Raw genomic sequence first — 22,854 nt, 5'->3', positions numbered from 1 at the left:
TGATCTTGGTTTAAGTTATCTAACAGCCCTTTTTACCCTCGTAACCGTATCTTTTTCCGGTTTCTCCACCACAACTTTGCTAGGTTCAAAGAATTGTTTTGACAGATAGGCAAACAATGCGGATGCGGCAACGGTGCGTATCGTGAGCCAGTCTAACGTTAGTTCACCTGCATCCAAGGTCTGGATTATGACAGCAACGACCGGTGTTACGACTGCCAAAATTAAACCCTTAACATAATCCCACCCCTTGAGCGAGAATTGTTTTTTTTCAGTTACTTTTTCCATTTTATATATATTTATTATAAGCTTTCTGCATACTTATATCGTAAGGTTCCCGGCCCCAAATTTTAGCCATCTCCCTATATTTCTCACCATTGTAATAATAAGCGACCAAATGCCAATCTTTTTTGATCAAAGCGTTATGTAGCTTACGATTAGCAACTATAAACCGAACGCCTAAATCCAACTGGTTACGTTCTGATACTTTGGCAAAATCCCACATTTCACCAACAGTCTTAAAACCCACCATTGAATAGTTGAATCCCATTACTTGCATAAGTCCTATCGACGTAGCTTGCATAGCTGCATCGGGATCTTTATAGAAAGCATCATTAAAAGCAATCCATTCTTTTGACTGCCTTTCCACTCCGTTCAAACTCCATTTTCCAGTTGGTGCATAAGGTGCTTTCTTCCGGAACCACGAAGGTTCAAACTGTATGATTATTTTTCCCGTTACGGGATCAAACCCACGGCCGCCCGATTCTACTTCAATGAAGGCTTTCAAGGCGGCGTATTCGATGCCGTTTTGACAAGCCAAATCAGAAACATCGTTGTTTGTTAATTTTTTCATAGCAATATTTTATGTGAAGACGAAATATTCACCTTCCTTAACTATTGTGGTCTTGACAGGAAATGATTCAGATGGGATGCGTTTGACCATTTCCATAAGAGTTTTTGAAGCGGTGAACGTTATATGTTCTTCACCGTCTAATTCAAAGTGAAGCTTTAATCTGTCACCTTTTCCTTCGAACTTACTATCTTCGATCTTGAAGTCTTTCAAGACTATTTCCCTATTGAAGATTTTAGCGATTTTAATTTTATCACCTACAAATCGCTTTGAAGTAGAAATGTTCAGATCACTAAAATTAGTCATGCCTATTTATGTAAAATCATGTTTAACCATAGCTTTTATACCACGTATTTCATCCAAATAATCTAGATAATTGTCCTTATCAGATTCATCATCAGAAACACCTTCATTAAAAGCGTTATAACTGTTTACCAAGTCGAATTCTTGATTCGCATCCCATTTCGAACGGATCACTTCTTTTACAACCTTTTTTTCAGTAGGTGTATCCCAAATCAATACTTGATCGTATTCGAAAACCTTTGAGGTTTTTCCGTCTTCTTCATCGATTGTCTTTTCGACAATATTGAAATTATAGTGATGTGATCCGTTACCAAGATCATGCAGCACTTGCGGTCTTTTGTTTGATTGTGACTTCATCGTATTTGTCGTTTAAAATTTTAGTTAATAATCTATATGAATCGCAATATTTTGTCCATCCCAACCACGGACATATCAATTGTCTATATTCTTCAATAAGAATGTTCTTGCGCTTATTTAATTTGTAAACCCGTCGGCAAAATTTCTTCTTTATCGTCTTTCTCAACAATGTGTGCGTATGGAAGAAGACGTAACCGACAAAATCAATTCCCCTTGCAGCAACAGGGAATATTTGGAAGTTCTCTTTTAGCGTTAGCTTAAGTTCTTTGTGAAGATATGTCCGTATGTCGTTCAGTAGATTGTTTAAATCTTCCTTTGAATCCATTAGGATCACAACATCATCAGCGTACCGGAAATAAAACCTAACTTTTTTCACCTCCTTGATCCAGTGGTCAAAGTATGCTAGGTATAGGTTCGCAAAGAATTGAGAAAGATAATTACCGATCGGAACGCCATCGGCTGAATCGATTATTTCATCAAGAAGCCAAAGAAGGTCCTGATCCTTGATTTTCTTCCGGATGATCTGTTTTAGTATGTCATGATCGATATTAGGATAAAACTTCTTGATATCGATCTTAAGGCAATATTTGTTTCCTGAAGGGCTTCGTAATGCTTCTTTGACCTTTTTTGCGGCTCCGTGAATACCACGCCCCTTAATGCAGCTGAAGGTATTGGCAATAAATATTTTGTTCCAAATAGGTTCCAATGACGCCATAGCAGCATGATGGCATATTCTATCAGGGAAATAGGGTAAACGGTAAATAGTTCTTTCTTTGCCGTTATCCGTTACAATTGTAAATATGTCGTACTTAGATGTCCGATAGGTTCTGTTTTTCAACATGTCATGCAAAGCAAGGATATTAGCTTCTTCGTTCTTGATGTGTTTTTTAACACCATAGGACTTAAGCTTACCCTTCCTAGCATTGATATCTGCTAGCTTCAGATTCTCAATGCTGATCATATCTTGATATAGGTTACCTATTCTTTTCATTTACAATTTGCTTTGTTATACCGAACCTTCACTTTCGTTACCAATACGGCTTTTAACCTTTTAATTTTTTGCCAAGTGGCAAGGTCTGTGTTCTATGTTTAAAGTTTAACTAGCATAGCTGCGAGCCGATATTCGCATTCGTATTCGACGCCGAATTATTCGTATTCGAGATGCCGAAGCCTGCATTCGCACCATTATTCGAATTTCCGCTGAACAGAACCGCCCGCATAAAACACACAACCTTTATTATTTTTATACCCATTTTTTTAACCGCTACGGGGTGCAAAAAAGCACCCCCGAATTACGATCTACAGCAAAGCCGCGAGCCGATAGACGCATTCGTAGACGACGCCGAATAAGACGCATACGAGATGCCGAAGCCCGCAGACGCACCATGAAGCGAAGATCCGCCGAACAGAACCGCCAGCATGGAATCGCCAGTTTCAGGGATCGTAGTGTAGAATCTATCACAGAAGAAAGTCGTAGCACTTGCACCAACTACACTAAAAGGCATATAGTCCCCTTTTTCACCCATAAGCATCTCCTTTATATATACACCTGATTCACGTGGTAACAACCCTCTGAACTCATAATTATCGTTATTTAGGTGTGTGAATAATGCCGGATCAGAGCAAACGAACATTTGACTTTGACCGCCTTCAGCATCAGACTGGATCAGAATATTGATGCCATCAGCAAACTTGTATATGTGTCCAAACGGGTTTTCGATACCACGGTACCGGTTGACGTAAGTCACCACGCCTGAAGCATCATATTCAACCGGCATAGTGTAAGCAACTTCACCGGATTTATTGCCTAAAGAATCAGAATGTCCACAAGGAATAACAGGATAATAACTACTGAAATTACTCCACAACGTAGAATTCAGGTTCGTTACACCATCACCCAAACCGCCCTGCTTATACCCTTCAGAAGTTGGCTGTGAAGTGAATGGCAATTGACTATTTAATGTTGCGTATTCAACATGGAAAAGCCATGCAACGTATTTGTAATCATCATACACCAAAGCGGAATACTTTGCCCCTCTGTTTTGTGCATAAGCCCTGAAGTCGATCAGCGATGTTGCTGTAGCCGGCTTACCAAGTAAGGTATTCGAAGCTGCATCATTTGTAGCACTGTTGTTTCCGCCCCTGTAGTCAGGTGACATGTTAGCAACAGAAGAAAGTTTGTTGTTTGTACGGTTTATTGTCGCTTCATAAGCCGAAATGTAGAATGTTGGCACCTTGTAAAACCCTGGAAGGCTATGTTCTGATATCAGTACACGCCGCTTAGTGCCTTCATATTCAAAACGCCAAAATGATTCCGGAACTTCGATCATCACCTGACCATGTGCACCCGTAAGGTCTGAAGCTGATCCCGTGTCACGTCTTGACCAATCATTAGGATTAAGATAATACCTTACGGTTCCGTTATCGTTCAGCAAACACCCACGCATACGGGATTGAACCGGTAATGAGACATGTAGTTCAGGACGTCCAATGCGTGTACACGTCGGTGATGCTACTTCAGTATCAAATTCGATCCCATAATAATAATCGTGTGGAAACTTGGGCCTTGTTTGCCCTACTCCAATTAATATTCCCATAACTAATTTTTTATAGTGGTAAAGTTAACATATATATGCTTACTATGTACGCACTTAAAGTGCGAAAAAAACCTACAACTTGTCTACCTTGATGCAGATGCTTAATATATCGTTAGTGATCTGCTTATTTTGATCCAATTCTTCCATGCTTTTTTTGAGAATGGAAACTTCTGAATCGGTGAATTCGTATTCAACTTCACGATCTTTACTATAATTCCACGAAACAGATCCATTTGGGTTATCCTTTAATTCAAGTTCGTCAAGTTCTTCAGGACTGAACTTTACTTTACCCTTTATGCCTTCAGCAGTAAGCATTTGAATAAATCCGCCTTGCTGAAGCAAGAATTTTGCTGACATCAATAATCGTTCTAGCGTGTTTAATTTTAGTTTTTTCATTTTTATTTATTGATAAGGTAAAACGTTCACTAACAGTCCGTTTTTAAAGACAAAGGTATTCCAATTATTGCCCCCCTGACCCGTCAGTTCAACTTTCATTCTTATGTTTGTCGTTCTCGCTAATATGCCATCTGTTACTATGCCCCCGTTGAACTCTGAAACACCATCAACACGTAAAGACACGCCATTTGAATTTAAGTGCTTAAAATAGCCCCCGTATGTACCTAATACGGATGATAAACCGACTATACCGGCATTAACGTCACCGGACAATACACTTTCACGACGCCTTAAGTACCCGATCATAGCAGCATAAGCGTAACCGCCGCCAAACGATGCAAGTAACGCCTTTGCACCTGAAGCGTTCGCATAGATACCGTTTCCGGTGATCTGAACGGTGTCAGGGTTTGACGGGTTTGATGTATAAGGCTTGGTAAGAACAATGCCGGCTAATTGGCGGATAGTATGCGCACTGTCATTGTCCTGAAAAGAGTCAACATCATCTTCGATACGAAGCATCACCTTGTTATCTTGACCATAGTAGATAATCTCATTATTTTCACCGTCTATTTCCATACGTCGACCGCCAACACCGGCACGCCCCCTCGTTTTAAGAAGTCCGTTAACAACCGAAAATGTTTCTGTTACAACCGATCCAGTTTTATTGAACGCCCTGATCGCTGCATCATTGTTGACATTTATCTCGACACGTGTACCAGTGGCACCGGTACGGAACTTCTTTGCTATGATCAAATCTGTATTGATGATATTGGCGGTGATCATGCCGGTACTGGGATCGATTATGATCGTTCCCGGCGGCAAATAATCTACGCCCGTCTTTTCCTTCACATCATCAGCGGTCTCCTTTGCACCATCCGCAACATCTTTGGCAGCATCGGACAATTCTTTAGCTTTATCGCTTATCACTTTCAATAAGGCTTCACGGGCCGTGTAGTAATTAGCGAAATTAGTTCGGAACGTGGAACCTACAATATTGGTTGTGATATCAAGATTTGAAAGTATCGGCGTTATATATGTATTCAACGTAGCATATCGACTTTCATAGGTAGTTTTCGAAACGCCGTAATTGGTTGCCTGATTCGCTATCTGAACTTTTTCAGCTACAATAGCATCCCATTCGATTTTCGCTTGCTTTTTCTCTGAAGGCGTGATCTTGCTATCTGAAGAAATATCGGATAGCATCGCTTTTGATGCTTCTGTTTCCGCCTGAACATCCAAGCCGTTTGAAATGACTGAATTGCTCGTGTATGCTGATATATCCGTCTTGATCTCCATGGACCACCCGTCAATATAACTGTCAGGCGGATTGTTTTGACCGATAGCGGCACTTTCTACTACTATTTTCGGATAGTTCCATGCACTATTTGATTTTCCTATTATGATGATGGTTCTTCCTGAAGAATCCCGTGCCAACTGGACATCATTGATAGGGTAATTGCCAAGATTCGTGTAGCTTGTGTGATGGAATTGATTGCTAGTATAAGCGTAAAAAGAAACGGTTAGGTCCATATCTGAATTTGCACCAACATAATTATATCCTGCAATCTTCACACGTGACATGAAAGACGATGTGATAGGTGTTGATATCACCAAATAACCTACGTTCGAAGAAGAATTAATGCCTAGACTAGCGGGTCTATTGAATATCTTTCCGGTTCCTTGCGCAAACGGTGTTATCTCGATCCGGCTTTTAAGGGTATCGCTAACAGCTGTCAGAACTGCTATCTTTGCATCGTAATAAGCTTTAAACCTTGCACGGAACGTCGTTCCCGTTATCGCACTCTCCGTTGTCATGTTAGACAGTAAAGGTGTGATGTATGTATTTAAGTTATTGTATGCAGTATTCAGCGCTGATACAGAAAGACCGAAAGAAGTCGCCTGATTAGCGATAATAGGCTTTTCAGCCTGTATGATCTGCCATTCCGCTAACGTGTCCTGTTTTTCATTAGGCATTAGAATGTTATCGTTCGCAATCTTACCTAAAGTCGTATTTGCCGTATTTGCCGAACCTTGTGCTGCTGAAGCTGCTGAAGCTGCTGCTGAAGCCGTTGATTGCGCCCCGTCCGCTAAACTTTTAGCCTTATCCGATATAGCTTTAAGCAACAACTGTCTTTTTTCGTAGTAATTGGCAAAATTAGACCTGAATGTCGAACCTACTATATCAGTAGTAATTGAAAGGTTTGATAGTATCGGGGTTATGTAGCTATTTAGTGTATTATATGCATTGGTATAAGCTGTTTTTTCAGATGTTATCCCGTACCCAGTTGCTTGAGCTTCAATTGTCGGTTTTTCACTAACAATGCCATCCCACTCTACTTTTGTTTGTTGTTTTTCTGAAGCCGTCAACTTGTTATCATTGGATAAATCAGCTAACAACCCATTGGCGGTGTTCGCTGAATCCTGTGCTGCTGCTGCTGCTGATGCGGCTGCATCGGCGGCTGTATCATCTGTGTATTTGGAAGCCTTTTCCCAATCAGATGCAGAGTACGATTGACTCTCTGTCTTGGCGGTTCTACAACGCAATATATCGCCATTAATGCCTTGAACCCAAAGGTCACCTATATCATAGGGTGTAGACGGTCTAGTGATAAAAACACGCCTTTTGCTATCTGCCGTATCTTGTGCTTCAGATGCCGCTTGCAGTGCTGCCTGTAGGTCAGAATTGATTATTTCAGCCCATTTATAGGTAGTTCCTTCTTTTACCCATCTCCAAGATCTCCCATTTGCAGTATTATAGAATAAGTCTCCTAAATGAGACTCTTTTAATTCAGTTGTTGTCCATGATGAAGCCGGTGCGTTACTGGTTGTTGGGTCATAGGTTTGGAAGTGTTGTTCTAACAATCCGTCCAATGCTGCATCAATAGCATCCAGCCTGTCCGGTAATACATTGTCTATATAATTATTAGCTGCATTCGCTGAAGCCTGCGCATTTGAGGCTGCATCGGCTGCGCTATCGGATAATTGCTTTGCTTTATCGCTGATGGATTTTAGAAGTTCTTCACGAGCTGCATAGTAGTTTGCAAAGTTGGTTCTAAATGTCGACCTTGTTATATCTGTCGTTGTGTTGAGGTTGGATAAAATCGGGCTTATATACGTGTTCAATATAGCATACCTACTTTCATAGGTTGATTTTGATACACCATAATTGATTGCCTGATTGGCGATTTGTGTCTTTTCAATTACAATAGAATCCCATTCTAATTTAACCTGTGTTTTTTCCGAAGCCGTTAATTTGGAATCGTTAGAAATATCAGACAGTAATGAGTTTGCTATATTTGCGTCTTCCTGTGCTTCATCAGCCGCCTGTTGGGCTGCATTCGCTACTGCTTTAGCATTTGTTTCAGCCGTATTTGCTTTCGCCTGTGCGATAAAGTTAATAGCTTCTTCAAGTCGTGTATTCAGTATAGCTAATGATGCCTTGTAGATGTCGAAATGTGCATCAACATCCGCCTTTTCTGCTTGCGTGGTTTTCCTGTCAAATATAGCTTGCTCTATCGACCCAATAAGGTTGTTATGGTCTGTATCAAAAACACCTTTTGCGCTGGATAGGTTTGATTTTGCCGAACCGCTAAGTGAAGCATCACCGTAAATTGCATTATACCTATTGTCTATTGCCGATTTTTCAGCATTCAATGAATTGAGGTACTTTTCTATCGCAATCGCCTCACTTTCTTCAATGATATTATCGGAAAACGTGCCGTCTATATATTCATCAAGGTTGTTCAACGAAGTATTAAGCCCTGATATCTCTAAATCGATCGCTTCTTTTTGTGTGTCCGTATAATCCTTTGCAGCATCGATAGCATTGCCTTCACTGTCAGTGATTGCTTCTTCAACGCTTTTTCCTGAAGTGAAACGGAACGTACCACGGATTTCACCGGTATCAAGATCGATCCACATCAACCCGTCATTCGATGTGATCCTTCCAGTATGGATATTGTTACCGGTTATACGTGTGTACCCCTTTGTCGATGATAAAACCCTTGCACCATCAAAAACAGACGAAAGTATACCGTATGGGAAATGGTAAAAGGAAGGATCTTCTTCAACGGATATCCTTGTAGTGGAAAGCACTATCGTTGCACTACTGTTTACCCTTGAAGCTTTTATATAGACGTAATACGGTACGTTTTGCGACATGGTACCTTCAAAAGCGGAAACGCTCCAAAGCCCCCCGTTTTCGATATACTCATTGTGCTGAACGGTTCCAGGTGAAGTACGGAATTTATTCGCATCACCATCTGCATTGGTTTCCGCTACGATATCAGAACTGTAAGAACCGCCTTCAACATAGATAAGCAACATTTCGGCTTTTACTGCATCAAGCATCGAAGTCAGTTCGGTTGTGGTCCGCCAGTTCCTTCTTGACCTAGCAGGATCGGAAAGCTGATTGCGTACAATAACGTCTTTAACGGCTTTGTTATCCTTGATCAATTCATACAGTATCCGGATGTCGAACGATTCCGACACGGTAAGGGTATATCGATAAGGGCGCAAAAGATCCCGTGTGAAAGAAGTTATCCGTATGGATTCGTTTACGTTCAGATCATTGTCTATGATCGTGATATAATCGCCAACATGGAAGTAATTGACGGTTACGAAGTCCTGAACATCCCTGAAGAACATTTCGTTCAGGATCAAAGAGTATTGAACCTTTCTTTTTACCAACTCGGATAAACGTTCAATAGCTTTATCGTATAGCCGTTGTTCAGCATCTTCAACATAGCTGTCAGGCATGTTGATGTTCAATATTTTGTATTTATCCCCAACATTGATACGGAAAGCGGCTGAATTAGGATCCGGAAACATTTGCCCCCGTTCATCCTTGAAAGGAATGATCGAGAATGTTTTTGTCGTATGGTTATAACCACCTTCCTGAACTTCAAATTCATATCCTGCCAAATTTCCACTGACAAATGAAATGATAGCTGCTGTATCAGGGATCAGCCATTTCGTGCCGTTCGCATCCTTTTCGTTCAGATCGAAGTCCATGCCTGAATCAATGAAAGAATTAAGATCACCGTTCACCAGATCGGTAACAACGCCCGTCCTTTCAGGAAATATGTCTTCAAATATTTCCGTGGCTTCGATTATTTCAGCTTCAGGATCAACTATTGATTCATCTTGCACATAGGATTCAGCATTAACGGAAAGTCGTAACCTACTTGAAAAATTTCGATAACCCGATTTTAGGTTCTTTGTCGATCCAAAGGCATACAAGCGTGTAACGGGCAAAGAATCGGTTGTTTTGTCTCTCTGAAGCGTATAGAGTTCATTGCCCTTTCCATATTCAAAAGTGTCTGTAAGGATGTTACCGACTTTTCTGAAGTGAAGCGTGTTGATGTTATCGACCGTGCTAACAATATCAAATTCGATACTATATTCATCACATAGCTTTTGCAGTACGCTCAATAACTTTTCACCGGGAAAAGAAAGCGTTTTTATTTCAGTTCCTGAAGGGAATTCACCTAAAACCCAGGTTCCTTCTCCAAGAACACGGTTAGCATTGTAGATAAGGACATCAGCAAAACCCTTTAAATCTGCTGTCAATGGTTCATCACCAGTAGAAGAAAACCCGACCGTTGGCGGCAAAAACCATTGCGGCCGCTTCAGATCGTACATGATCGATTCAAGCGTAATATTGTAGGTGAACCCGTTCGGTGCCTTGGTTTCTGAAGGCGTTTTGTTAATCCTGTATAATTTTCCGAAAACATGCAAGGTATCGCTTACCGAAACATCAATAGGCTCAACGCTCTGAACGGATAAAGCGACAATATCTTCACTTAAAAGCTCGGTTCGTTGTTCGGCACTGGTAACTGCTGACAAAGGTGAACGTTTCACCAAAGGAACTTCCAAACCTGATCTTTTCCTTATTACAAATTGTTCCATACAATAATTGCGTTTGTGGTGAAATGGGTAATATCTTCGATCACACCGGCAATGATGATATGATACTCACCATCATCGGCATAATCATGCGTAATCGTCTTATCCGTTCCGGAAACATCTAACGTTTTCGTGCCATCACCCCAATAGAAATTAAGCATCTTGTTTGATGAAAAGGTAATCGTAACCGTTTTCGTTGCTGTAGAGTTACGCACATGCATAAGAACACGCTTAACAGGTTCCGGCTCCCTTAACCTTAACTGGAAAGTACCTACCATCAATTCATTGTTCCAAGTTTTATCGATTGACAAACCATCTTTCATATACACTTCGTACACAAGTGGCTTGGTAGGATGTGCATTGATCACAAGACGTTTAGTTCCCGGCTTTCTGAATTGCGCCAAAAAGTTCTGTGATTTTACTAAAAAAGCCTGTTTTCCTTCAGCTTTCATGAAGCAACTAAGTACTATTTCACGAACGTCAAAACGTGGTCTACTCAAATCGATCGTTTCACCGTGTTCATCAGACCATTCAACGCCGAAAGGCTGTTTCATCCGTAAACCGTCAATTATCCCTTCAGAAGAAGAAACAAAAATATCCCATGCGTTCAGGTCGATATTATCCAGTATATAAGAAACATCACTTTTATTTACACGGATCTCGCTTAGATCGTTTATACCCAGTACGGCATTAAATGCACGAAGATCGTATACATCTGCATAGCCATAATCGGCACCGTAATAATCCTGAAGAACTGAATAGCCTTGCAAGGCACCAAAGGCTTCCGGGATAGCCAATGATTCAACGGGATTCAGGTCTGAATAGATACGAACTTCTTCCAGTGATCGTGTTATCGCTATGAATGTCCATGCACCGCTTAGTACCGGAAAGCTATATTCGATGTATTGATCTACACCGGCAAACGCGAAGAGTACGGTTAATTCCTTTGGATCGGAATTTCCTTCAGTACGCAACGGTTTTACCCAAAAAGTAATTGTGAATTCATCGTCCAAAATAAATACTTGTGGACTTTCAGCCGTTCCATTACCGGTAAAACGTATCGCATTACCTTCACGGCCCGGAACGAAGGTTGCATTTTCGACAATCGCATCCGCTCTGTTTTCTGAAAAATCATAGGCTATTTCAGAGCCTGAAGGTTCATCGAATGGAATGTTCAGTATTATGTTATCTGCCATGATCAGTAAGTTTTTCTTTGTTTATCAATTATTTTCAATGTTGCATTTCCTGACTTCAGGATGTCTACACGTGGGTTTCCGTATTTATATATCACCATTGTAGCCGAATCAGACACGGTACCGATAAGAACGGAATCATCAAACACATCGACAATAGTCAAGCTGTTGCCAGTTGCTGTAATGTCGACTATAGAATCATGCTTGATGAATATTTGCGAAAATGAAAATCCGTTGTTGGTCAATTCCGCTTTTGATTCTCCCAATAGGACGGTGAACGGTGAATCGGTTTTTTTAACCGTCTTGTTAACATGAACGCCGTATTCATCTGTGACTTCTTGACCGTGCTTTTCCAAGTATTCTACTGAAGGGAAATTGTTGGCTAAACAAAAATCGATTCCCTTAACGAACATCTTCATCAGTGAATGCTTGTCTTTTGCTTCCTTCAGCATCTGAAGCCACGGCTTGCAGATATCTAATTTTCGAGCTTTTGCAGCTAATTCCTTATTGATCTTCATATCACAAGTTTTAAAGCACCCCTTTTGCATCCAAAGGGTTTGAACCCAGTTTATCCAATTTCTTATCTATACTCTCTAAATGCTTGTTATAACGTGTGTTGGTAGCTATTTCAAGCATATACATCAGTTGTTGCCTGATCAGGCTGATCGCTTCCATCTGATTGACACGGATAGCATTCGTATTCCCTGCCAATATGCTAGCGGTTTCTTCAGTAATACCCTTAATACTGCCTTCAAGTGCGTTGAACGGATCGCTTGCACCTAAGTCCAATTCCTTGAAAAGATCATCATATAACTTCAGGGCTTCACCAAAGCCACTACCTATATTTGCTACTGTATCCTTGAATTTCTGTTGTTCGGATTTTGAAAGACCATCGAACACGAACGAGCCATCAGAAGCAAACGAACCCATGTCGTTCTGTAATTGTTCGATTGCTTTTTGTATAGGTTTTTCTAGAAACTGAAGCTTCAGTGCATTTTTTACGGCATTCTGCATAACGTTCCTTGAAACTTCTTCGAATGCCTTAGCAGCGTCTTCACCTTTGCTGTATGCACTTACAATCGCATCGGCTAACTGGTCCGAAAACTGCTTAGCATCGGTCTGAAGGATGGAAGCGGAAATATCTTTCGTAATATCTTCGATCCTGTTGTTAATGCCGATCAATTGTGCATCGTATTCACGAAGCTTATCGCTATCAGATTTCTTCTTATCCCGTTCAGCCTGTTGAGCCATTATAACGGCTCTACGCTGTTGTTCAAGATTATCGATAGCTTGTTGCTGCTTTCTATATATATCGCTGCCAAGGGCCTGATTTATCGCTCTGTCAAGACCTTGGTACGCCAATTCAAGATCTTCAACTGCTGACTTGTGTTGATCGATCTGCTTTTGCAGTTTCCTGTCATGCCTTTGGAATACCGATTTGAAGACATTGGCAATCGCTTGGACCGCAACCAAAGCAGCTTGAACGATAGCAAGGATAACAGATGCTTTTTCGGCTGTTTTGATTGCCGCCGCAACGGATATTGATACGGCCGCAACTGAAGACAAAGAAGCGATTGCCGTCGATCCGACTTCACCGATCGCATCTTTCAGGAATTCAGCAGATGAAATAGCATTAGTTACAAAATCAAAAGCGGCTTCAGTAGATGTAGCAAGGTCCTTCCAGTCCTTTTTGATCTGATCGGCACTTTTACCTGCATTTTCAGAACCTTCATTAAACACCCCTTTGATAGCTTCACCTACTGCCTTGAATGGGTTATCTTTAAGAATTATATCCCTTGCTTCATTCAGCTTATCCCGGATTGCATTCAGGTCTATAGGATCAAAATGAACCGAAAGAGATTCAAACTTATCTTCGATCTCTTTAATAAGCGTGTCGATCTGCTGAACGGTCAATTCATCCAAGTTCCCGAAAAGGTTCTTCCAAGAATCATCGTTCATCATTTCGTCAACAGATATAGAAGAAATAAGCTTATCACGTTCCTTTTCAGCAATTTTCGCACGTTCTTCTTCTCCTATCGAACGCATGTACGTTATCTGCCTGTCATAGTCAGCAGCAATATCAAGGCGTTTTTGTTCATAAGACCGGTAACGCTCCAATAGATCATCCTGAATCTGTTTATCCGTGTCGGTTTCTTCTTCTGAAATGATCCGTGTGGCTTCGTTCAGATCATCACCTAGTAACCCGTCCGATTCACCAAGATCTTCCTTGATCTCCTTGAGTTTATCCAGGTATTCAATAAGTGTTTGTGCTTCATTTTTCGCATCGGAAATAGATTCTTTGAAAACATCCATTGCCGATTTTGCGCCCGTGATATCATCATACTGAATATTTAAAGATGAATACTGTTTCCTTTCTTCCTGCGTTGCTGTTTGGTTCAGGACTTTGGGTTCTAAAGCCTGTATCTGTGATTTAAGATATTCAGAGTAAGATTTTCCACGTTTTAGAAGGTCTTCAAATTCCTTGTCAGCAGCATTTTTGCCAACGTAACTAACCCATTTATAGTAAAGTTCGTACTGCTTTTTCTTATATTCCAACTCTTCATCAAAGGTCTTTTTCTTCGTATTGGCGTCCTTTTTAGCCTGTTTGGCAGCAGCTTCACCGGTGATTGCTTCACGTTCCTTTTCAAGTTGGTTTATTTCGGCTTGGAACTTCTTGTATTCTTCAGCCGTTTTAGATTGTTCTTTCTGTTTTTTCTTTAAAGCAGCTATTTCTTCATCGTAATAAGCGACATTCTTGATAACTGCTTTTTGCGTTTCTTCGTTTTCTGTCTTGGAAGCTTCACCACTTTCGGTAATAGCATTGATCCGTTCCATTATCGATTTTTGAACTTCCTTTTCAGACTGGACCACATTGCGATTGGCTTTTACACGGTCTTTTGCATCCGCAATCATTCTCCCACTTTCGTTATTGAAATTCAGTAAGGCATTGGTGAACTGATCGTAGATAGTCGCTGAATTTTCCATGTTTTCAGCATCAAGTTCACGCTGAAGACTTTCCTGCAATTCAGTTTCAAGTTCCTGCAATTGTAATTTTCGCTTTAGGGCTTCGATATACCCATTTATCGCTTTGGTTCCTTCTTCTGTTTTGGCACTGTCAAGCGTTAGCGTATTTAGATATTCAGGTGAAAGCTTTATGAGTTCCTGAAGCTTTTCATTTCGTGTTTGCCTAGATAAGCTTTCATTGTTTATTTGTTCCTGAAGTATTTTGATTTTGCTGATCTCCGATGTAGCGGCTTCATCCGCACGTTTCATCGCATTAGATAACGATTCTTGTGATTTTTCGGCAGCTGAAGCCGTTTTTGAAAAGGCACGCAATGAAGTCACTAAACCAACTAACAACGTCGCTGCTAAAACATAAGGATTAGCAAGCATAGTTCTGTTTAGAAGCTTTTGAGCACCTTCAGCAAGAACCAATGCAGCATACTGAAGCCTTAACCCAACGGTAACGCCTTTAGAAGAAGCTGCGAATACGGTTTGAGCAACAGAAGCGGCAATAACAGCAGCTTTGTAAGCACCAAAAGTTAAGATGATAACCTTCAGTACATCCAATATCTTTTCATAGTTCTCAACGGATGCCGTCGCTGTCAATATAGCATCAGCCAAAAAGCCTTCCTGACTTTCACCAAGATCATTGAACATGACTTCAACAGCGTCCTGGAATTGCGCAATAAGCCCCGTTAATGATGCTGATTGCTTTTCCATCAGACCGGCAAACATACCGCCTTCATTGGTAAGGTTCTGAATAACCTTTTCGACTTCAGGGAATCCGACTTTTCCGGCTTCAACTAAGCCTTTAACCTCGTTTTCAGCGACGCCGAATTGTTTTGCAAGCTCCTTGATCATTGGGATACCACGGCCCGTAAACTGGTTCAGGTCTTGTGTGTACAAACGCCCTTGCGTCATTGTCGTACCGTATAGATACACCAAATCGTTCATAGGTACCGAAAGACCTGAAGCAATATCACCTAAACGTGTAAGCGTATCAATCACGTCTTCTGAAGCCGTACCGTAAGCTAATAACTGTTTTGCACCTTGTGCTGCATCCTGAAGACCAAAAGGCGTTTTAGCAGCTAGATCAATGACTTGTGCCATTAATTGATCAGCCTTTTCCTTGCTGCCTAACATAGTTTCAAAAGCGATCTCCAACTGTTGGAATTCACCTCTGATCGTTGTCATTTGGGTTACAAAACCGGCAATAGCATCAGCAGAAAAATAACCGGCAATAGCAATGGAAAGCCGTTGGAACGACTTATCCATATTACTCGTTTCCTTCACTGTAGAATCAGATAAGCCCCTGATCCTACGTTCCATTTCCATTATGGACTTATTGAACTGGCTATCTTTGATCATCGCATCAAACGACAATGCACCATCGTTATTAATCATAGCCTATCTATTCAAATTGTTAATGTAATTCATTAATTCATTAGCATTATCTTCTGTCACCGATATAACCCTATCACCGTTCCCGTTATCATCGTCTTCGTAATCATAGAAAGGTGAATCGACCAAAACACGTTGAAGAACATTCCATTTTATACCCCAATGAAGATAATTCCATGTGTATCCGAAGTGTGCGCAAATAGAACCTCGTTGACCAAAAGGAGAATTTAAACCTTTGAATTTCCCTCTATCAGATTTTCCCTTTTTACTGGCAGGGTTGTCCGGCTTGCGCTTATCAATCTGATAGAGTTCGTAAAATCCCCGAAATTGCACATTACGTTCATGTAGCTAGCGTAAGCGTACAACTTGGAAGGTTTAATTGTCCATTTAAAGAAATAAGCCAAAACACGTGTAAAAAGCTTGATAAGGATAAGATTGTTCAAGTAAGCAATGGCAATCACTTTGGCGGCTTTAAAAGCGTGTTTTTTCACCAATGATTTGCTTTCAGACCACGGATCTTCCTGAATACTGTTTTCTGATATATCCATATCGATAGATACATTTGAAATACGATCCAAGGTTCCCAAATAAGGCTCCTTGATAACAAATGTCCACTTCTTCCTTTTTCCAAGATTGAACGGAAAGAACCTGTCAATCTCGAATTTCAAACCTTTATCCAAAAGGACGTTTAATTCGTTCCTTTCAGCCTGTATTTTGTCAAATTCTTTATCTTCAGTCATTTTTTAAGTGTAAAAAAAAGCCCCGATTTTGGGGCTTTTCGGGTTTAAAGGTCTATTCCATAAGGCTCACTATGCCTTTACTTTGGCTTGCACCGGTCCGACTCCTGTTTTAGTAGGTGTCAACGGCGTAACCGTAAAGTCAACCAAGAAGATTCCTTCATCGGAAAAATCGGAATTGATAACAGCTTCGATGTCACCACGTGGAATGGTTATTTCCAAACCTTGTTGAGGTGTCGCAACGACTGTCTTATCAGGGATGATAACAGCCCCGTCGAAGTTCCATGTTGCCGATGCACCTGAACCGCTCACGGCACCGCCTACGTAGTCTGATAAAAACTGTAAATCCGGATCCATGATAGAGAAAGTCAAAACCGCTGACTTCTTGAATTTTCTACGAACTTCAGGTGAAGCTTTTCCTTCTTCAAAATGTTCCGTCACATCAGCGACGTCCTGAACAAGGTTACACGTATTTTTATAGGTCTTACCTATTTTGGCTAACGTGGTACCTGGACCGCCATCAGCAGCAGGGGCACCGACTTTTATGTCAACTAAACCCAATGTTATTACACTTGCCATAACAAATAATTTAAAATGTGAATCAATCAATTATGATATTTGAACCTGATCCTGAAGTTCAGATACCAGTTGCCGGTATTAGGGTTCCTCAACAATTGTTGGCTTTCAGTCCAGTAGTTGTAATTTGCCCCAAAACCTGATTTTAATACCGTTTTGGCTATATCTCCCAGTTCTTTGAACCGTTTGTTATCAGGCAATTCCTGATCTTTTTCATTGATGTTGCGTACGATATTGGGAACGTGGATATTTACGTTCGTGATCCCTCGTTGATCGGTGCTGTTATCCGTTGTAATGGATACAACTACGATGTTTTCTTTGTCGGAATCTGTAGGCCCCCAATTCTTTTCCACTTCACCGGTAATTGCGCTTTTTAAGGCACTCGAATTGACCGCTTTGTAGATCAGTGTCGTTTGTTCGTCAATGGATATCATGCCTAGTTCATTTTAGAGATATTACCTTTCAGCTTTCTAAGCATTTCAGGAAGTTGGCGTTCAGCAAGAAGTTCAGAAGAACCGATAACATTCAATCCCATAGCTTCAACATGCATTGCGTAATGCATACCAGCCACAACGATAAGTGCGTAACCCTTGGTAGACACTTTGTTTGCCAACGATTCAGCAAGTTGCTTACCTTCCAGTACACCATCATCAGCAGTACCGGTACTATCGATTGCCGCCGTCATAGGCTTTTCAAATCCGGCTAACCGAATAACCTTACCATGATCTACAACGACATACCCAATAGAAGAAGTTAATGCACCGGTTTGATCTTCATACCCTTTGTTGGTACGGGCTTCACCGATACACATTTCACCAAGTGACATCAATCGGCGTATAATTTGCCGACGTATCAAATCAGCTTTCTTTTCAAGCTGTTTTCTGATATCTGTCATTTTGAATGTTGGTTCTATACCCATGTTCTTGAGTGAAATTTGTCTTTTCTTGAATAGATCACCGTGCCTTCAGCCCTTTTAACATTCCCCTCCATTACCCTTACTTTCGTTCCTTTCTTGATCGGTTCAACGCCTTCAGGCTTTTGGATCAAGAATGTGTATTCATGAATGGTATTGTCGGAATCCGTTACTTTTTTGCCCTTACCGGCTTCATCTCTACATCTGCATAGGTTTACCCAACTTTCGGTTTCTTCAGACCAATTGCCGTTTTCATCCTTCGTAGATGGATTGATAATGCTGATTTGAAGTATATAAGGATACTGATACTTGCTTACCATCGATCACCAATAAATGTAACGGTTGGAGTATCACCGGATAAACCATCATCAACACCCAATTCCTTGCAAAGAATCCTGTAGTATGCTAGGATGCCATCACGATCAAATTTGATCTTGAATTCACCTTCAGATACTTCAGGAACCAACAATAATTCAGGAATGAACTTTACTAAAGCTTTTTTAGTCTCGATCATTACTTCAGGTGTTATTTCGGTATCAAGATTCGTATCACTTTCCAAGAACATTAGTTCTAGTTCCGTGTCCGCAACCTCAACATCGAATTTTGATAGTTTTATCTTTAAAAATTCTCCAACCGTTGCCATAATCCCTTTTTACTTATTCCAAGTGCTGTTATTTGTCTGCATCAGAACCGAACGGCCGGCACCCATCCAAGCAGGGAACGCATTTGCCATCCCTTCAGTCACTTCAGTAACTGTAGGACGCTCAATTGCGTACTTCTTGATCAGTGTGTGGCTTCTTTTGGTTTTCAATGCAACAGATCCTTCGATGCTTTCATCTGCTAATGGAGCATGGAAGGTTTTACCCAACACCTTGCTTTCGGTGAACAGAACAACATCATCTTCGAACGGGTTACCGGTGTTACGTTTACCGTTTGCCAGTTCCAAAGTGATATCCTGATCTACAAGAATGATCTGCAATCCATTTAACCACGCTTGACGTGATAGCATCGAATTGACGGTCGATAAATCAGGTGTTTGAGAAATTCCCAAAGCATTATTGGCAAAGGATGCCGATTTCTTGATAATTTCTTCTTGCTCAACCATTTTAGAAAAAGTGTCCATGTTCATCCAAGCGAACTTCAATGAAGAATTAGCATCTTTTCCAGCTTTGATAGCTGCTTTGAAAGCTTGCGTTACCTTTGCTCCTGAAGCATTCCAAGAATCGGTAACACCCATTTTTTGGCTAGCCGGAATTTGATAGTCCACGTCGAACTGTGTCACAACAGCAGCGTTGTTCTGATTGGTAAACTTCACTTTACCAAGTGAGATTTGCCGTAAAGCGATCCACTCTAATCTGTTTGCAACACCGGCCCAACAGAATTCAGTATCTTCAGCCCACATTTCAACAAGGCGGCGCAAATCTTCATCGCTGTTAGCCAACGCACGAAGATTGTTGTATTCATTCAAGAAGTCTTCAGTCTTTTCCCGTGAAAGCCCAATTTTTGGGATATCACCGTCAATGCGTGCAATAGCTTCACGGTCTTTCTTTGGAATGGAAGAATTGAATGAAATAACGTCACCCGCAACCCTTAATCCTGTTTGCACCTCAAGGGCTTTCCATGTAAGCGACTTTTGTGAAGTGATAGGAAACAAAGAAGGATAATAGTAATTTTTCAATTCGTAAGTATTTACGACGGCTTGCATATCCTTTTCCTGCAAGCCTCTCATTAAGCTTTTTATCATCTCTAAGTCCTCCTAGTTAAATGAAAATAATTGTTGGAATTGCAGCCTTGATTTCAGCCGATGCAGCCGGTGCCGTATCAGCCTTAAGAACGCCAATCAGCATAGCTGAAGCGAAAAGGTTCTCATTTGCTTCAACATCATGGCTTTCACCTACAACAGCTAAAGGAGCGTGTTTTAACGCCGATGCCGTTCCTGTAGATTCTGCTTTTGCTTCGAACACAACCGTACCCAATGGAACGGCGGCACCTAGTGTGGTACCCAACGTGATCACATCCTTTTCAGGATCATCACGGTTTATTGCTGTAATAGCAAAAGATTTTGCGCCAACTTTAGCCGCAAAAAAATCTCCAACTTTGAAATTATTGCCCTTGCTGACTTCATAGTCAGTATCGGTAGTGGTTGCTGCCTTCGTGATGGTTGCGGTTTTCACCACATTGTACATCCCATTTTCACCTTTTGCGATAACGGTACCTTCCTTAAGGATTGTACCTGGAACCAAAGTGTCAATATTGACTGTAACACCGCCCGGAATGTCAGCAAGCCGATGAACGATACTATGCAAGTGCCGTTCATCTTTTTGTCTTTTAACACGTAATGCCATTTTTTAACAGTTTAAATTTCCTTACCAGCCAGTTCACCGCCGGTAGCATTTTTCTTACTTTCAATGAAGTTTTGAACTGAACTTGAAACGCCTGTTTTTGAATCAGCCGCCCCAAACAATGGTTTTGTAGCCCCTAAGCCACTAGATTCCAATGTTTGGTTTGCACTTTCAACGGTTTCACCGATTTCATTCAAGTAAGCATCAAAGTCTTCATCTTTGTCAAACTTTGCATGCTTGAAACTTTTCAGAACGGTGTTCTTGATTGAATCATGCACCCCTTCCAATTTTGCTTCTAGTTTTTGCTGCCTAGATTCATTTACCTTTCCTTTTTCGAAGCTGTCAAGACGCTCGATCAGACCTTTGGCCCAAGCCGGCGGTTCGTCATCATTCGATTTGGAAACGGTTTTCTTTTTGGTTGGATTTGCACCCCCCTGTTTTCCTTCATCACCTTCATCGTCTTCTTCACCCCCTTCTTCAGCTTTTTTAGCTTTAGCTTTTTCGACAGCAATGTTTACACGGCTATCTGCATCACCCTGAAAGGCTTTGAACATAGGTTCGACCCCGTTTATACCGGTTTCGATTTGGTCTTCTTCTGTGATTGTTGTGGCTAAATAGTCAGCAACCCCCTCAAAAGCTTTGTCACTAAACCCCAAATTTTTGAACTTGATTTTCAGTGCTTTTAAGATTTTTGATTTCATAATCCTGAATTATTCTGTTTAAGTCTTATAGGGCAAATATAAATCGAAAACACACAAAGTGTTTATATAGTAAGCACTTTTTCTTTCTAACAATCAGGCACTTACAGATAATCGGCTTGAATCATTTGTTATTCTCAACATAACAAATGATATTTGCAATGTGTTTACCACATACGCACTAATAAAAATTATAGAAATTATGTTTAATCAAGACTTTTATCCAACGCCCGATCAAGTGATCGAAACGATGTTAGCCGGCATAGACTTAAGCGGAAAAACCGTTTTAGAGCCTAGTTCCGGAAAAGGCAATATCATACAAGTGCTTAAAAACAGAGGTGCAAAGGTATTATGCTGCGAGAAAGACCCACAATTGGCAATTCTTTCTTCGAATCAAGCCAAATTGCTAAAACATGACTTTTTGGAAGTGGAAAGCCATGAAATAAGCCATATTGACTACATCATAATGAACCCGCCCTTTAGTGCTGATGAAAAGCATATAAACCACGCTTGGAGTATTGCCCCTGACGGTTGTGAGATAATCGCATTATGCAATTATAGTACTCTTAGTAATAACTATACAAGGTCACGCAACGAATTATTGTCAATCATTGAGGGCTATGGCACCAAGACCAATATTGGTGATTGCTTTTCTTCTTCAGAACGTAAAACTGGTGTGGAAATAGGATTGATAAAACTTATAAAGCCCGGTATAAAATCAAATGGGTTTGATGATTTCTTCACTGATGAATCCGATGATCCGGAAAAGCAGGAAAATGGGTTAATGTCCTATAACGCCGTTCGTGAAATTGTCCAGAGATATGTAAATGCAGTGAAACTGTATGATGATGTGTTGGAAAATGCCGTCAAAATGAACGCACTTACCGAAGGCTTGAAAGCAGATGATCTAGTGTTCACATGCTCACAGAACAAAGTTCAGGTGACACGGAATGAGTTTGCAAAGGATCTTCAGAAAAGGTCTTGGAAGTGGATCATCAATAAAATGAACCTTGAAAAATATTCGACACGTGGACTGATGGAAGATATAAACAAGTTCGTAGAAGATCAGACTAAAATGAAATTCACCATGAAAAATATTTATCTGATGTTGGATGCGATTGTACAAACTACTGACCAAAGGATGGATAAGGCACTTGTTGAAGTGTTTGACGGTCTTACAAAGCACTATCACGAAAACCGATATTCAGTTGAAGGATGGAAAACCAACAGTCATTATTTGGTAAACAAGAAGTTCATTATGCCATACATTGCACCGCTTTCAAGATGGGGAACGATGGATGTTAATTACCGTCAAGCTGAATTACTGGATGATTTCAATAAAGCGTTATGCTTCCTTACCGGTTCATCGTTCAATGTCAATGACCGATTTTCCTATCGGGTTAGTGAATCAAAGCCGGGTTACGGAGAATGGTTTGAATGGACATTCTTTGAGGTCAAACTATTCAAAAAAGGTACTGGACACTTTAAGTTCAAAGATGAAAACGTTTGGGCTTTATTTAATCAACAAATAGCACGAATAAAGGGTTTTCCGCTGCCTGAAAACCTCAAGAAAGCAGCATAGAT

Annotated in this window: 22 protein-coding genes; 1 reads left to right on the top strand and 21 read right to left on the bottom strand. The window is 40.8% G+C overall.

Annotation, left to right across the window (positions count from 1 at the left end):
* Positions 1-15: 15 nt before the first annotated feature.
* The 21 genes from WKR92_RS09890 to WKR92_RS09790 all read right to left on the bottom strand — a co-directional run bounded on the left by WKR92_RS09890 (position 16) and on the right by WKR92_RS09790 (position 21,273).
* Positions 16-285: a hypothetical protein gene (locus WKR92_RS09890; protein WP_375557667.1), complete on the bottom strand. Its 270-nt coding sequence runs from the start codon at positions 283-285 to the stop codon at positions 16-18.
* Position 286: 1 nt separating this feature from the next.
* Entirely contained in the window at positions 287-850 is a 564-nt protein-coding gene (locus tag WKR92_RS09885; protein WP_375557666.1) for an N-acetylmuramidase family protein, read from the bottom strand.
* Between the two features lie 9 nt (positions 851-859).
* On the bottom strand, positions 860-1,153 hold the full coding sequence (locus WKR92_RS09880; RefSeq protein ID WP_375557665.1) for a DUF8468 domain-containing protein: 294 nt from the start codon (positions 1,151-1,153) through the stop codon (positions 860-862).
* Between the two features lie 6 nt (positions 1,154-1,159).
* The gene (locus WKR92_RS09875; protein WP_375557664.1) at positions 1,160-1,507 is read right to left on the bottom strand and encodes a hypothetical protein; all 348 of its coding nucleotides are present in this window, start codon (positions 1,505-1,507) and stop codon (positions 1,160-1,162) included.
* Complete coding sequence (locus tag WKR92_RS09870; RefSeq protein ID WP_375557663.1) at positions 1,467-2,498, bottom strand: reverse transcriptase domain-containing protein; 1,032 nt, start codon at positions 2,496-2,498, stop codon at positions 1,467-1,469. The genes WKR92_RS09875 and WKR92_RS09870 overlap by 41 nt, the downstream gene beginning before the upstream one ends.
* A gap of 109 nt (positions 2,499-2,607) precedes the next feature.
* Positions 2,608-2,760, bottom strand: a complete 153-nt coding sequence (locus WKR92_RS09865; RefSeq protein ID WP_375557662.1) for a hypothetical protein — start codon at positions 2,758-2,760, stop codon at positions 2,608-2,610.
* 39 nt (positions 2,761-2,799) lie between these two features.
* Complete coding sequence (locus tag WKR92_RS09860; RefSeq protein ID WP_375557661.1) at positions 2,800-4,104, bottom strand: hypothetical protein; 1,305 nt, start codon at positions 4,102-4,104, stop codon at positions 2,800-2,802.
* A gap of 72 nt (positions 4,105-4,176) precedes the next feature.
* A complete protein-coding gene (locus tag WKR92_RS09855; RefSeq protein ID WP_375557660.1) occupies positions 4,177-4,500 on the bottom strand; it encodes a hypothetical protein in 324 nt (107 codons plus the stop codon).
* A 6-nt stretch (positions 4,501-4,506) separates the two neighbouring features.
* Positions 4,507-10,410 carry a phage tail family protein gene (locus WKR92_RS09850; protein WP_375557659.1) on the bottom strand — a complete coding sequence of 1,968 codons (5,904 nt, stop codon included), beginning with the start codon at positions 10,408-10,410 and terminating at the stop codon, positions 4,507-4,509.
* Positions 10,395-11,603 (bottom strand): LamG-like jellyroll fold domain-containing protein, encoded by a 1,209-nt coding sequence (locus WKR92_RS09845; RefSeq protein WP_375557658.1) that lies wholly within the window; start codon positions 11,601-11,603, stop codon positions 10,395-10,397. Before WKR92_RS09845 ends, WKR92_RS09850 begins: the two co-directional genes overlap by 16 nt.
* A 2-nt stretch (positions 11,604-11,605) precedes the next feature.
* Entirely contained in the window at positions 11,606-12,118 is a 513-nt protein-coding gene (locus tag WKR92_RS09840) for a hypothetical protein (RefSeq protein WP_375557657.1), read from the bottom strand.
* A 10-nt stretch (positions 12,119-12,128) separates the two neighbouring features.
* Positions 12,129-16,007: a tape measure protein gene (locus WKR92_RS09835; protein WP_375557656.1), complete on the bottom strand. Its 3,879-nt coding sequence runs from the start codon at positions 16,005-16,007 to the stop codon at positions 12,129-12,131.
* A 224-nt stretch (positions 16,008-16,231) separates the two neighbouring features.
* Entirely contained in the window at positions 16,232-16,744 is a 513-nt protein-coding gene (locus tag WKR92_RS09830) for a hypothetical protein (protein ID WP_375557655.1), read from the bottom strand.
* A 69-nt stretch (positions 16,745-16,813) separates the two neighbouring features.
* Complete coding sequence (locus tag WKR92_RS09825; protein WP_375557654.1) at positions 16,814-17,320, bottom strand: hypothetical protein; 507 nt, start codon at positions 17,318-17,320, stop codon at positions 16,814-16,816.
* 26 nt (positions 17,321-17,346) lie between these two features.
* Positions 17,347-17,751: a hypothetical protein gene (locus WKR92_RS09820; RefSeq protein ID WP_375557653.1), complete on the bottom strand. Its 405-nt coding sequence runs from the start codon at positions 17,749-17,751 to the stop codon at positions 17,347-17,349.
* Positions 17,752-17,753: 2 nt separating this feature from the next.
* Positions 17,754-18,236 (bottom strand): hypothetical protein, encoded by a 483-nt coding sequence (locus WKR92_RS09815; RefSeq protein ID WP_375557652.1) that lies wholly within the window; start codon positions 18,234-18,236, stop codon positions 17,754-17,756.
* Entirely contained in the window at positions 18,227-18,550 is a 324-nt protein-coding gene (locus WKR92_RS09810; RefSeq protein ID WP_375557651.1) for a hypothetical protein, read from the bottom strand. The genes WKR92_RS09815 and WKR92_RS09810 overlap by 10 nt, the downstream gene beginning before the upstream one ends.
* Positions 18,544-18,873, bottom strand: coding sequence for a DUF6706 family protein (locus WKR92_RS09805; RefSeq protein WP_375557650.1), 330 nt, complete (start codon positions 18,871-18,873; stop codon positions 18,544-18,546). Before WKR92_RS09805 ends, WKR92_RS09810 begins: the two co-directional genes overlap by 7 nt.
* Before the next feature lie 9 nt (positions 18,874-18,882).
* Positions 18,883-19,974 carry a major capsid protein gene (locus tag WKR92_RS09800; RefSeq protein ID WP_375557649.1) on the bottom strand — a complete coding sequence of 364 codons (1,092 nt, stop codon included), beginning with the start codon at positions 19,972-19,974 and terminating at the stop codon, positions 18,883-18,885.
* A 16-nt stretch (positions 19,975-19,990) separates the two neighbouring features.
* Positions 19,991-20,575 (bottom strand): hypothetical protein, encoded by a 585-nt coding sequence (locus tag WKR92_RS09795; protein WP_375557648.1) that lies wholly within the window; start codon positions 20,573-20,575, stop codon positions 19,991-19,993.
* A gap of 11 nt (positions 20,576-20,586) precedes the next feature.
* Positions 20,587-21,273 (bottom strand): hypothetical protein, encoded by a 687-nt coding sequence (locus WKR92_RS09790; RefSeq protein ID WP_375557647.1) that lies wholly within the window; start codon positions 21,271-21,273, stop codon positions 20,587-20,589.
* 199 nt (positions 21,274-21,472) lie between these two features.
* Between WKR92_RS09790 and WKR92_RS09785 the strand changes: the two genes are divergently transcribed.
* A complete protein-coding gene (locus tag WKR92_RS09785) occupies positions 21,473-22,852 on the top strand; it encodes a DUF4942 domain-containing protein (RefSeq protein ID WP_375557646.1) in 1,380 nt (459 codons plus the stop codon).
* Positions 22,853-22,854 lie beyond the last annotated feature (2 nt).

It is taken from the genome of Albibacterium profundi, assembly GCF_042159835.1.
In the GTDB taxonomy this organism is placed as follows: domain Bacteria; phylum Bacteroidota; class Bacteroidia; order Sphingobacteriales; family Sphingobacteriaceae; genus Albibacterium; species Albibacterium profundi.
Note: the sequence above shows the minus strand (reverse complement) of the source record. Positions and strands in the feature narration are given on the sequence as shown.